Consider the following 11,946-nt stretch of genomic DNA (forward strand, 5'->3'; position numbering starts at 1 on the left):
TGAATTCCTAACTCTACCCCTACTCTTAACTGCTAACTCCTAACTTTTCCCAATTACCAATTACAAAAGGAAAATTAACAATGGCTATTACAACAGCAGCGTCCCGTCTGGGAACAGAAGCTTTTAGTGATAACGCTCCTGTAGAATTGCGCCCAAATGCAACTAAAGAAGATATAGAGCAGGTAATTACTACCGTCTATCGTCAGTTGTTAGGCAACGATTACTTAATGAAATCTGAGCGTCTGACAAGTGCTGAATCTATTCTGCGTGATGGGAAAAGCACAGTACAAGAGTTTGTGCGTCAAGTCGCTAAATCAGAACTGTACAAATCGAAGTTTTTCTACAACAGTTTTCAAACTCGCGTCATTGAACTGAACTATAAACATTTGTTGGGTCGTGCTCCCTATGATGAGTCGGAAGTGGTCTATCACTTAGACTTATATCAAACCAAGGGATATGAAGCCGACATTGATTCCTATATTGATTCGCCAGAGTATCAAAGTAGCTTTGGTGAAAATATTGTGCCTTTCTATCGCGGTTTTAAAACTCAAACAGGTCAGAAAACTGTCGGATTTAGTCGGTTATTCCAGCTTTATCGCGGCTATGCTAATAGCGATACCTCCCAGCTTAGAGGTAATTCCTCCCGCCTTGCGGGTGAACTAGGTCGCAATAGTGCATCTGTTGTTGTTCCTCCATCTGGTGGCCCTTCCGGCTTTTCCTACGTTGCTCCTGAAAAAGGCGTTACTCCTAACAGTACTTTCGGTGGTGCGGGAACTTTTGGTAAACAAGGCAGGCTCTACCGCATTGAAGTGGCAGGCGTTTTTGGAGCTGGGTATCCTAGCACACGCCGGGTCAATCAAGCTGTGATTATACCCTATGAAGAACTATCTACTTACTTCCAGAGAGTGGTAAAACAAGGTGGTAAAATCGCCAGTGTGAAACCACTTTAGTGTCATTGGTCATTAGTCATTGGTCATTGCTGATTAATTTCAGACCAAGGACAAAGGACTAATGACAACTTCAATTTATAAATTAGGAATTGATTTATGCTTGGACAAATTAATGGTAGAAATAGTAATCGCTCCTTCCGCTATGAAGTAGTCGGTCTGCGCCAAAGCGAAGAAACAGAAAAAGTTGGCTATCCGATTCGTTCTAGTGCCAGTGTGTTTTTCACAGTGCCTGAGAACCGGATGAATCAAGAAATGCAGCGAATTACTCGCTTGGGTGGCAAAATAGTCAGCATTCAGCCATTGAACGCCCAAACTCAAACAGATAGCGAACACAGCCATCATCCTTCTGCTCATGAATCCCAGTCCGCAGAAAATTGAAGATTTATCACTGACAGGTGACAATACCGACGGTGAATCTTTAACGGTAGAGCAGGCTCTAGCTAATCTTGAAGGTGCAGATTTAGGTCTGCGGTTTTATGCTGCCTGGTGGTTGGGTAGGTTTCGCATAGGTGAAGCAGCTGCGGTTACAGCACTGATCAAAGCGTTAGAGGATGAAGCCGACAGGACACCAGAAGGCGGATATCCTCTACGACGAAACGCCGCTAGAGCCTTAGGAAAACTAAGCGATCGCCAGGCAGTATTACCTTTAATTGGCTGTTTAGACTGCTCAGATTTTTATGTGCGGGAAGCGGCGGTACAATCTTTGGAAATGCTAGGTGATCGGCTTTGTATTCCCGCGCTGATCAAGCTATTACAAGTAGGCTTGCAGGGAGAGCAGCTGATATCAAAGCAGCCGGATTTATCTCAACCTTACGACTCCATCTTAGAAGCTTTGGGAATCTTGAGGGCAACTGAGTTCATCCCTTTGATAAAGCCATTCTTAGAGCATCCAATCGAATTGGTGCAATATGCTGCTGCACGAGCCATGTATCAATTAACCGAAGAACCAGTTTATGCAGAACGGTTAGTACAAGCTTTGGCGGGAGAGAAATTGCAATTGCGTCGAGCAGTCTTAGCAGATTTGGGAGCAATTGGATATCTACCCGCAGCAGATGCGATCGCGCAGACTCTTGCCGAAAATAGTCTGAAGCTAATTTCTCTTAAAGGATTACTAGAATATCAAGTTAACCACACCGCAACAAGCACTTTGTCAGCAGGTGCGATTAAAGTGATGAATTTGATGGACTCGCTGTTGTAGTTATAATTTATAGATATAGCGGTTCCCAGGTGCATGAAGTATATATCAAAACCTCACCCCCTCCGCGTGAGTTCGGAGAGGGGAGATATAAGCAGTTGTCATTAATACGTTTAAATCTAATGTTTATCACAGAAAAACCCCCAAACTAACTGCAAAATCAGGGCTAGGGGTTTAAGTATGATGGTAACTACGGATAACCTAAGCTACAATTGGCTGACGACTAATGACCCATGAAAAATTATTATGAATAACGGTGAACTTGCCCAAATATTAATCCGTGCTGTGGAAGAAGCAGATTCTTCGGAGCGCTTAGTAGACGCAGTTCAAGAGTTAGCAGCAGCTGGTATAGAGGAATCCGTTCCCACACTGATTGCAGCTTTGGGCTACAACAATCCTGGTGCGGCGGTGGCGGCGGTAGATGGACTAATTGCGATCGGTGAAGCCGCAGTACTGCCACTATTGGAACTAATTGATAATTACAACTATGGTGCTAGAGCCTGGGCTGTTCGTGCCTTAGCGGGAATTGGCGATATCCGGGCGCTGGATACGTTGTTAGAGGCAGCAAAAACCGATTTTTCTTTGAGTGTGCGGCGGGCAGCTGCCAGGGGATTAGGCACTTTGCGCTGGCATCAAGTATCGCCTGAGAAACTGGAATCTGTTCAGACTCAGGTATTAGAGGCACTATTACTAATTTGTCAAGATCCAGAGTGGGTAGTGCGTTATGCAGCAGTGACGAGTTTAGAAACCCTAGCGATTGCGATGCCTGCGGCGGTAAACAACGCAGTCAGTTTACCCGATCAAGCGTCGCGGATTACAAATCAACTTCAGCAAATGCTCGATACAGATGCCGATCTGGGAGTTCGCACCCGTGTAAGGTTTGCACAGCAAAAAATTCAGCAGCAACAACATCAAGAAGTGTTTGCACCTAAAAGAAAGCTAGAAGAGACTGAAGTGCCTGAAGTGACTCATCGTGGTGATGGCAGACGGTAAGCAATAAGAATTAAATAACATACAAATTTATGTCCCTGTCTTACCTCACCCTCAATCCCTCTCCGATATATTGGAGAGGTAAGCTAGATACAGGATGAAGTTTTGCATTTTATTTAATCCACGTTCCTTAATGTAAAACTAACCAGACAATAAAGACTGAATTTCTGCCTGGATATTGCCACGGGCAGATGGTTCGGCAAACTCTGACATTAAAGGCGTAAAGTAGATATGCGATCGCTGCAAAAATCCTTCTAAAACCTGCCGACGACCTATGATATAATCTGCTTCTGCCACCCAGGCATATTCCTGGCGAATAGCATGAGTATATTCTGGATATTGGACTAGGTTACTAGCCAAAATCGCTAAATCTGCATCAAGTAAAACTTGGCTATCATAGTCATCTACCGCAGCTTGGTGGTTTTTAGTGTTCAGAATCAGACGCGTGACAGTAGTTATGGTATCTTCTGGAATACCCAAATTACTCAGCAATTCCAAAGCATAGTCTGCGCTTCGTTCTTCATTATCTTGAGCTTGAGAGTCATACACAACATCGTGAAACCAGGCAGCTAGTTGAACAGCAGCTAGGTTTTTGGTGTAGCCTTGCAAAATCTGAATTGTGCTGAGAACCTGATCAATGTGTCTCAATGTATGGTAGTAGCGACTAGGCGTAGAGTAAGCTGCAACCAAGCAATTAAAGACTTTCTCAGCCGCTACCTGGTCAACACCAAAGGGTTGGAGTGTGTGTAGCCAGTTAGAAAATAAGATATGCGTGAGGTTTTCTGTAGGCATAAACATAGTATTCACAATAGTATTCACACTTTTAATATGACGTTAGAAATAGATCAACAAAAGGATAACACTTGTGATTGAATTGGGCATTCGTTATTTTCTCCTTATCTCCCTTGTGTCCCTTATCCCCCTTGTCTCCCTCATCTCCCCCACTCCCATTCGGCTACGCTCACGGCAAGCCCACTCCCCACTAAATATATGAAAGCGTCAAAATAGAAGACACAGGCTTTGTACAAAAAGCCTTGCCTTGATTAACGGAGTTTATTATCAGTGGTATTACAAGTACAAACAAGCACCTACGAAGCTAAAACCCAAGAAATTGCTAAACAACTTCTAGCAGCAACGTCGGAAAATCGTTCGTTTTTTTCTTCCCTGCGAGATCAAATGCGCTGGGATGATAAATTACTCGCTTGGGCGATGAGTAATCCGGGGTTGCGGGTGCAATTATTTCGCTTTATAGATACGCTACCTGCTTTGCACAGTAAATCAGAAATTGCGTCACATTTACAAGAATATCTCGGAGATGAGTCTGTAGAATTACCAGCAGCTTTGAAGGGAATGCTAAACTTTGCTAACCCCGACTCTATGCCAGGACAAGTTGCTGCTACAACCGTTGGTACTGCGGTTGAGACTCTTGCCCATAAATATATTTCTGGGGAAAATATTAAACAAGTCATCAAAACAGTTGAACGACTGCGAAAAGAAAAAATGGCTTTCACCATCGACTTACTTGGTGAAGCCGTAATTACTGAAGTCGAAGCGCAGTCTTATCTAGAACGCTATCTAGAATTAATGCAACAATTGGTCGAAGCATCAAAGAATTGGCCAGCTATCCCGGCTATTGATGAGGCTGATGGCGAACCCATCCCAAAAGTTCAGGTTTCTGTAAAGTTAACGGCGTTTTATTCCCAATTTGACCCATTAGATGCTATGGGTAGTGAGGAGCGAGTTAGCGATCGCATTCGGATTCTCTTACGTCGTGCTAAAGAGTTGGGCGCAGCTGTGCATTTTGATATGGAACAGTATGGCTATAAAAACATAACTCTCAGCATCCTGAAAAAACTCTTACTAGAAGAAGAGTTTCGCCAACGTACAGATGTTGGTATGACCATTCAAGCATATCTGCGTGATAGTGAGCAAGATACCAAAGATTTAATTTCTTGGTTGAAACAGCGCGGTTATCCCCTGACAATCCGCTTAGTGAAAGGCGCATATTGGGATCAGGAAACTATCAAAGCAGCGCAGAAGCATTGGCCACAGCCAGTTTACAACGAGAAAGCCGCAAGTGATGCTAACTTTGAAACCATCACTCAGTTATTGCTAGAAAATCATCAATATGTGTATTCTGCCATTGGTAGCCATAATGTGCGATCGCACTCTCGCGCCATTGCGATCGCTGAAAGTTTAAATGTCCCCCGCCGTAAATTTGAATTACAAGTCCTCTACGGTATGGGTGATAAAGTAGCGAAGGCATTAGTTGACAGGGGTTATCGGGTGAGAGTTTACTGTCCTTATGGTGAATTATTACCTGGGATGGCGTATTTAATTCGGCGGTTGTTGGAAAATACCGCTAATAGTTCTTTTTTACGGCAAAATCTCGAAAATCGACCGATTGAAGAATTATTAGCGCCGCCAATTATCAAAGAAGAGAACTCTTTAACTCCTAACTCCTCACTCCTAACTCCTAACTCTCATTTCCTTGGTGCTGCTGATACCGATTATGCTGAGGAAGAGATGACAAGAAAATCTGCTCAAGCTTTCCAAAATGTTCGCCAACAGTTGGGTAAAACTTATTTGCCGCTAATTAATGGCGAATATGTGAATACGCCAGAATTTGTTGATTCTGTGAATCCTTCTAATTTCAGTGAGGTAGTTGGTAAAGTTGGGTTGATTAGCGTTGAACAAGCAGAACAGGCGATGCAAGCTGCGAAAGCGGCGTTTCCTGCGTGGAAGAAAACACCAGCTAAACAACGCGCTGATATTTTGCGGAAAGCGGGTGATTTGATGGAACTCCGCCGCGCTGAACTTTCAGCTTGGATGGTTTTGGAAGTTGGGAAACCAGTTAAAGAAGCTGATGGAGAGGTTTCTGAAGCGATAGACTTCTGTCGGTACTACGCTGATGAGATGGAACGATTAGATGAAGGTTTAAATTACGACATCCCTGGTGAAACTAATCGTTATATTTACCAACCACGGGGTATTGCTGTAGTGATTTCTCCCTGGAATTTTCCGCTAGCGATCGCTTGTGGGATGACTGTCGCAGCTTTGGTTTCAGGGAATTGTACTCTCCTCAAACCTGCGGAAACATCTTCTGTAATTACCGCAAAACTCACAGAAATCTTAATCGAGGCTGGCATCCCGAAAGGTGTATTTCAATACGTACCAGGTAAGGGTTCGCAAGTCGGCGCTTATTTAGTAAATCATCCCGATACCCATGTAATTGCTTTTACAGGTTCCCAGGAAGTCGGCTGTCGAATTTACGCAGATGCGGCAACTTTGAAACCCGGACAGAAGCACATGAAGCGGGTGATTGCGGAGATGGGTGGCAAGAATGCCATTATTGTCGATGAAAGTGCTGATTTAGACCAAGCTGTTGTGGGGGTAGTGCAGTCAGCATTTGGTTACAGTGGACAAAAATGTTCTGCTGCCTCCAGAGTGATTGTGCTGGAACCAATTTATGATACCTTTGTGCAACGGTTAGTGGAAGCGACAAAATCTTTGAACATTGGGGAAGCAGAGTTACCGAGTACACAAGTTGGGCCGGTGATTGATGCTAATGCCCGCGATCGCATCCGCGAGTATATTGAGAAGGGTAAGGCAGAAGCAAAAGTGGCGTTAGAGTTACCAGCACCCGAACAAGGATATTTTATTGGGCCTGTGATCTTTAGGGAAGTATCGCCAAATGCGGTAATTTCCCAGGAAGAAATTTTTGGGCCTGTCCTGGCGGTAATTCGCGTACAAGATTTTCAGGAAGCCTTAGCAGTCGCCAACGGTACAAACTACGCCTTGACTGGCGGACTTTATTCTAGAACACCTTCGCACATTCAGCAGGCGCAGGCAGAATTTGAAGTTGGGAATTTGTACATCAACCGTAATATTACAGGAGCGATCGTTGGACGGCAACCCTTTGGCGGATTCAAACTTTCTGGGGTAGGTTCTAAAGCAGGTGGCCCGGATTACCTCCTGCAATTTTTGGAACCACGCGTGGTAACAGAAAATATTCAGCGCCAAGGTTTTGCACCAATTGAAGGCGCAGATTAAACTACAAGAGTAGGTAGGGCATATGCCCTACTTATTAGACTTCTTGCATAAATCAAAAATTAAGAACCTCACCCCGCAAGCGGGGAGGGGTGTTAGGGACTTTTGCAAGAGGTCTATTATTATATGTAGAAATCGTAGAGAGACTTTAATGAGTGATTTAGTTATAAAAGTTGCTGAATTACCTCAAGACTTTCCAGCAATTCAAGCAATTAGAATAGCAGTTTTTCAGGAAGAACAAGGGGTAGATGCGGCTTTAGAATTTGATGGCAAAGATGCAATATCTGAACATTTGATTGCTTATTTAAATGAGGAAGTTGTGGGTACTGCCAGAATTAGATATTTAGATGATAAAACCGCCAAAATAGAACGGCTTGCTGTTTTATCTACAGCTAGAGGGCAGGGTATTGGTAAGAAAATTATGGAAAATGCCCTAGAAGTGATAGCTAACAAAAATATTCCAGAAGTAGTGATTCATGCTCAAGAATATGTGAAAAATCTATACAAAAAATTGGATTTTGTAGAAGAAGGAGAAATATTTCAAGAAGCCAGTATTCCCCATGTGAAAATGATAAAAAAATTCTCACAGTCAAAGTAAATACAAATAATGTATTTTTTTAGAAAGGGTCTTCCTCTTCTTCCCCAAGCAAAATCGTTTTATTTGTGAGGATGACTGGAGAAGAGGAAAACAAGGTAAAATTTGCTCCCTCATCTTCCCCATCTTCCCTATCTCTCGGATGCACTGAATCTGGTAGAAATAGAGTGAACTGACTACCTTTTCCCAAAGTCGATGTAAAGGTAACATCTCCACCATGCAAACGGGCTAATTTGCGTGTTAAAGCTAAACCCAAGCCAGTGCCTTCATACTGCCGATTTAACCGACTATCAAGCTGTTTAAAGGGTTCAAATAGAAATTTAAACTGATTTGAGTCTATCCCAATTCCAGTATCTGAAACTGTAAACCTTATCCCTTGCGGTGCTTTTTTGACTACCAGCGATACCTGACCGGCTGGGGTGAATTTAATCGCATTGGTGAGCAGATTGACTAGCATTTGCTTAATGCGCCCCTCATCACCAATACAAATATCCGTTTCTGGATCAATTTCAGATGTAAGTTGCAATCCCTTTTCTAAGGCGCGATCGCGCACTGTCCATATAGCATAATTACATAAATCTGACACTGGCAAAGGTGAGAGTAACAGTTCCTCTTTGCCTGCTTCTACCTTAGATAAATCAAGGATATCGTTAATCAGTGACAGCAGATGTTCACCACTACTATATATAGAATTTACATATTCGTTCTGCTTTTCATTCAGAGAGCCAATTCTTTCTTGTTGCAACAACTGTGACAAACCCATAATCGCATTCAGAGGCGTCCGCAACTCATGGCTCATAGTTGCTAAAAATTCACTTTTTGCCCGATTGCCAGCTTCTGCTGCTTCTTGAGAGGCAAGCAGTTTCAACTCTGTTTCCTTGCGTTCAGTAATGTCTTCAATCATCGCTAGAAAAAACTCAGGTTCAGCATTGCTGCTTGATATAACAGAAACAGAGATATGAATCCAAATTAAGCTACCATTTTGATGCAGGCAGCGTCTTTCTATCTCAATGGGATGTCTGGCGAGAAGCTGTTGCTGATCTTCTCCGGGTTGGCAGCCAAGCCTCGAAGTTGTCTTTAAGTCTGTAGGAATTCCTGACATCAGTTGTTTGTAAAGTTTTAAATCCCCCCTTTTTGTGGGAATGTAATCTGTAAAGGGCTTGCCGCATACTTCTTCTCGACTGTATCCAAAAATCTTGCACAGTGCCAGATTAGTATCGACTATCTGCGCTTTCATATCTATAATTCCAATACTGATAGATGAACGCTCAAAAATCGCCCGGAATTGTAAAGCCTCTTGAGCTTGGTTGTAGTCTGTAATATCTCTAGCCAATACCACCTGCATTAGTTGCCCTCAAGAAGAAATAATTTTGCCTTGTAGTTCTACGGAAAAAGTAAAACTGTCTTTGTATAATTACAATTACTTGATATGATTTCTCATAACCGGAAAGTATATTTTTTCTAATCAAATTCTTGCTGAGGCTGACTACCAAAACACCCTTGATTATCCTAGAGAAAGATGCCTAAAGACTCAAATTTTGCCAAAATTAAGATAACCGCAGCTGTTCTGGAGGTGAAACGATGACGGATAGTAATGTGAGAATTGTTTCTTTAATTCCCGGTGGAACAGAGATTTTAGCGACACTAGGGTTGGTTGATGCTATTGTGGGGCGATCGCACGAATGCGATTACCCTCCAGAAATCCAAAATCGCCCCATTTGTACCCAAGCACGTTTAAATTCCAATGCCTCTAGCAGCCAAATTCATGATGAGGTGAACAATTTATTGCAATCTGCTCTCAGTATTTATGAAATCAAAACAGACGTTTTAGAGCAATTGCAGCCTACCCACATTCTCACTCAAGACCAGTGCGATGTTTGTGCTGTCAGCTTACAGGAAGTTGAAAGAGCAGTTGCCAGACTCATTGACAGTAAACCTGAGATTATTTCTTTACAACCCAATAGTCTCCAGGATATTTGGGATGACATTGAGCGAGTCGGCAACATCTTTGGCGTAGACTCAGTAAAAATCTTAGAAAATTTAGAAGCTCGCGTCAAAATTTGTCAGCAAAGAATCCAAGGACTCTCTTTAAATGAAGTGCCTACTGTCGCCTGTATCGAGTGGACTGATCCTTTGATGATTGCCGCCAATTGGATTCCAGAATTAGTTAACTTAGCAGGAGGACACTCTCTATTTTGTAGTAAAGGTCAGCCTTCTTCGACCTTGCCGTGGGAAACACTATTAGCAACTAATCCAGATGTAATTGTTTTTATGCCTTGTGGCTTTGATTTAAATCGCACTCGCCAAGAAGCGAATTTGTTAACTCAACGTTCAGACTGGGAAAAACTGCACGCTACCCAATCGGGTAGGGTTTACATTACTGATGGCAATTCTTACTTCAATCGTCCAGGTCCGCGACTGGTAGATTCTCTAGAAATTTTAGCAGAAATTTTGCATCCAGAAATTTTTGAATACGGCTACAAAGGAACCGGTTGGGAACCTTTGTAATGTCTGGTTACGGTATTTGTTCAGAATCTGCCGATGGTTCATTGTTAAATAACAACAAACGTGCAGCAAGGATGGCAAATCCCACAGCAGCGATCGCTTTTAACAAGCGTGTAGGTAGTAATTCTGCTACTGCACCCCCTGCTAATGATCCCAACAGGCTTGTTAACAGCAATGCGCCAGCTGCACCAAAAAATACTGCACGGGGAGAATTAGAACGCCCTGAAAGTGCGATCGCTGCTAGCTGACTTTTGTCACCCAATTCTGATAAAAAAACTGTAATAAAGCTCAGTCCTAAAAGATGCCAATCCATATGATTAAGGGGGATGAGGGGGATTAAGTACAGACGCGATTAATCGCGTCTCTAACCTCGGAATATATCCCAAAACAGCATTAGGGAAATTACCAACAACATCACGCCGGCTGATTTTTCTACAGTTTTCTGGCTGAGTCGTCCGGCTATCCAACTACCTAAAAGTACACCTAATAAGCTGGTGGTTATCAGCGCAGCCGCAGATCCGATAAATACTACCCACGGCGAATGAGATTCTGCACTCATTAATAGCGTGGATAGCTGAGTTTTATCTCCAATTTCTGCTAGAAAAATGGTTACAAAAGTTGTACCAAAAATTACTAGCGCTGATTGTTGCTTTTGAGGACTATCCGCAACTACAGGCTGAACTGGGAGGGCGATCGCAGGAGTTAAGTTAAAATCAGTGCTGTCTTTCGGTTCTAGCTCGATCTCAGTCTGAGATATCCCAGAAATACCCAAAGGAGCAGAGTCAAGTTTCACAGGCAGTAGTTTTATTGCTAGGTTCCTTTCATATTTCTATCATATTCTCAGATTCTTGTAATAAATTGCAACGCCACAGACTAAAACTAGTAATGGGAGTGTCAAAGGCCAATAGCTTTGTCGAAGCGTAATATTTCTAAACTGCGATCGCCATATACTCCTTCTATTTGCTGGCGACAGCAGTCAATAGCAAAATCGTTAACTTCTTCTGGTTCAACCCCATACATATCTTGAAACACTTCTGATTCTACGCGGCAGAAGCGAGGACGATTTGGGTAGATGCGACATTCTCGTGTGGTATGGTCGAAATTAACGCACCATCCTCCTTCGCCTACCATGCTGAGGTAGAGTTCTAGTTCTGATGGTGAGAGATACTCTTCCAAATCTGGACGATCTGCTGGATCAAGATTACAGCAGGCTCCACATTGCTTTACACATTGCCAAGTTGACATTTTAGATTAGGGAGATGAGGGAGAAATAACCAATGCCCAATCCCCCTATTGTACGTTTTTATATCTTTTCTTATAATTTTGTTAAGTAAATTAAATCTAGCAGTCCATAGCCAGATATGATCGATTGCAGGTTTTGTAATTAAGTTATTAAATTTTTTAATACAATTGGAAGGAGAAGAGGAAAAATGTTTGACGGTTTGTTTAACGCTTTTACCAGTATCAATTGGGAAGTTATTTTCCAATTGCTGTCCGTGGCGCTAATTGTGATTGCTGGTCCTGCGGTAATCTTTGTGTTGGCATTTCGCAACGGCAACCTTTAACAGTGCTGAGTGCTGAGTACTGAGTAAGTAGAAGTGTGGAGTGCTGAGTAGAAGAAAATTTTGGAATTTAAAACTCATAACTCATAACTTAAAACT

12 protein-coding genes and 1 pseudogene are annotated in these 11,946 nt (G+C 42.7%); 8 read left to right on the plus strand and 5 right to left on the minus strand.

Annotated features, from left to right (window positions below; genetic code table 11):
- The first annotated feature begins 80 nt into the window (after positions 1-80).
- The 4 genes from V7K15_RS22750 to V7K15_RS22765 all read left to right on the plus strand — a co-directional run bounded on the left by V7K15_RS22750 (position 81) and on the right by V7K15_RS22765 (position 3,138).
- Complete coding sequence (locus V7K15_RS22750; RefSeq protein WP_334909030.1) at positions 81-950, plus strand: phycobilisome linker polypeptide; 870 nt, start codon at positions 81-83, stop codon at positions 948-950.
- A 96-nt stretch (positions 951-1,046) separates the two neighbouring features.
- The gene (locus tag V7K15_RS22755) at positions 1,047-1,328 is read left to right on the plus strand and encodes a phycobilisome linker polypeptide (protein WP_334909032.1); all 282 of its coding nucleotides are present in this window, start codon (positions 1,047-1,049) and stop codon (positions 1,326-1,328) included.
- Positions 1,303-2,148: a HEAT repeat domain-containing protein gene (locus V7K15_RS22760; protein ID WP_334909034.1), complete on the plus strand. Its 846-nt coding sequence runs from the start codon at positions 1,303-1,305 to the stop codon at positions 2,146-2,148. The genes V7K15_RS22755 and V7K15_RS22760 overlap by 26 nt, the downstream gene beginning before the upstream one ends.
- Before the next feature lie 243 nt (positions 2,149-2,391).
- Positions 2,392-3,138 carry a HEAT repeat domain-containing protein gene (locus V7K15_RS22765; RefSeq protein ID WP_334909036.1) on the plus strand — a complete coding sequence of 249 codons (747 nt, stop codon included), beginning with the start codon at positions 2,392-2,394 and terminating at the stop codon, positions 3,136-3,138.
- A 138-nt stretch (positions 3,139-3,276) separates the two neighbouring features.
- Here the strand turns inward: V7K15_RS22765 and V7K15_RS22770 are convergent, their stop codons facing one another.
- Complete coding sequence (locus tag V7K15_RS22770; protein ID WP_334909038.1) at positions 3,277-3,927, minus strand: HD domain-containing protein; 651 nt, start codon at positions 3,925-3,927, stop codon at positions 3,277-3,279.
- Between the two features lie 270 nt (positions 3,928-4,197).
- Between V7K15_RS22770 and pruA the strand changes: the two genes are divergently transcribed.
- A complete protein-coding gene (pruA, locus tag V7K15_RS22775) occupies positions 4,198-7,188 on the plus strand; it encodes an L-glutamate gamma-semialdehyde dehydrogenase (RefSeq protein WP_334909040.1) in 2,991 nt (996 codons plus the stop codon).
- A 148-nt stretch (positions 7,189-7,336) separates the two neighbouring features.
- Entirely contained in the window at positions 7,337-7,783 is a 447-nt protein-coding gene (locus V7K15_RS22780; protein WP_334909042.1) for a GNAT family N-acetyltransferase, read from the plus strand.
- 19 nt (positions 7,784-7,802) lie between these two features.
- Here V7K15_RS22780 and V7K15_RS22785 read toward each other — a convergent pair.
- Positions 7,803-9,119, minus strand: a pseudogene (locus V7K15_RS22785) (PAS domain-containing sensor histidine kinase); the annotation flags it as partial.
- A gap of 242 nt (positions 9,120-9,361) precedes the next feature.
- On the opposite strand from V7K15_RS22785, the gene V7K15_RS22790 reads away from it, so the two are divergent.
- Positions 9,362-10,288 carry a cobalamin-binding protein gene (locus V7K15_RS22790; protein ID WP_334909044.1) on the plus strand — a complete coding sequence of 309 codons (927 nt, stop codon included), beginning with the start codon at positions 9,362-9,364 and terminating at the stop codon, positions 10,286-10,288.
- Positions 10,289-10,295: 7 nt separating this feature from the next.
- On the opposite strand, the gene V7K15_RS22795 is transcribed toward V7K15_RS22790, so the two are convergent.
- The 3 genes from V7K15_RS22795 to V7K15_RS22805 form a co-directional block, all read right to left on the minus strand.
- On the minus strand, positions 10,296-10,598 hold the full coding sequence (locus tag V7K15_RS22795) for a TMEM165/GDT1 family protein (RefSeq protein WP_334909046.1): 303 nt from the start codon (positions 10,596-10,598) through the stop codon (positions 10,296-10,298).
- A 51-nt stretch (positions 10,599-10,649) separates the two neighbouring features.
- The gene (locus V7K15_RS22800; protein WP_334909048.1) at positions 10,650-11,078 is read right to left on the minus strand and encodes a TMEM165/GDT1 family protein; all 429 of its coding nucleotides are present in this window, start codon (positions 11,076-11,078) and stop codon (positions 10,650-10,652) included.
- 101 nt (positions 11,079-11,179) lie between these two features.
- Positions 11,180-11,530 carry a YkgJ family cysteine cluster protein gene (locus V7K15_RS22805; RefSeq protein ID WP_334909050.1) on the minus strand — a complete coding sequence of 117 codons (351 nt, stop codon included), beginning with the start codon at positions 11,528-11,530 and terminating at the stop codon, positions 11,180-11,182.
- Between the two features lie 185 nt (positions 11,531-11,715).
- Here V7K15_RS22805 and psb30 point away from each other — a divergent pair, with 185 nt between their 5' ends.
- The gene (gene psb30, locus V7K15_RS22810; protein WP_334909052.1) at positions 11,716-11,850 is read left to right on the plus strand and encodes a photosystem II reaction center protein Ycf12/Psb30; all 135 of its coding nucleotides are present in this window, start codon (positions 11,716-11,718) and stop codon (positions 11,848-11,850) included.
- Positions 11,851-11,946 lie beyond the last annotated feature (96 nt).

Origin of the sequence: Nostoc sp. (assembly GCF_036919815.1) — a bacterium.
In the GTDB taxonomy this organism is placed as follows: domain Bacteria; phylum Cyanobacteriota; class Cyanobacteriia; order Cyanobacteriales; family Nostocaceae; genus Nostoc.

Coding starts and splice junctions, on each gene's coding strand:
- psb30 (WP_334909052.1), top strand. CDS start 11,716: ATGTTTGACGGTTTGTTTAACGCTTTTACCAGTATCAATTGGGAAGTT.
- V7K15_RS22765 (WP_334909036.1), top strand. CDS start 2,392: ATGAATAACGGTGAACTTGCCCAAATATTAATCCGTGCTGTGGAAGAA.
- V7K15_RS22805 (WP_334909050.1), bottom strand. CDS start 11,530: ATGTCAACTTGGCAATGTGTAAAGCAATGTGGAGCCTGCTGTAATCTT.
- V7K15_RS22780 (WP_334909042.1), top strand. CDS start 7,337: ATGAGTGATTTAGTTATAAAAGTTGCTGAATTACCTCAAGACTTTCCA.
- V7K15_RS22760 (WP_334909034.1), top strand. CDS start 1,303: ATGAATCCCAGTCCGCAGAAAATTGAAGATTTATCACTGACAGGTGAC.
- V7K15_RS22795 (WP_334909046.1), bottom strand. CDS start 10,598: ATGGATTGGCATCTTTTAGGACTGAGCTTTATTACAGTTTTTTTATCA.
- V7K15_RS22790 (WP_334909044.1), top strand. CDS start 9,362: ATGACGGATAGTAATGTGAGAATTGTTTCTTTAATTCCCGGTGGAACA.
- V7K15_RS22750 (WP_334909030.1), top strand. CDS start 81: ATGGCTATTACAACAGCAGCGTCCCGTCTGGGAACAGAAGCTTTTAGT.
- V7K15_RS22770 (WP_334909038.1), bottom strand. CDS start 3,927: ATGCCTACAGAAAACCTCACGCATATCTTATTTTCTAACTGGCTACAC.
- V7K15_RS22755 (WP_334909032.1), top strand. CDS start 1,047: ATGCTTGGACAAATTAATGGTAGAAATAGTAATCGCTCCTTCCGCTAT.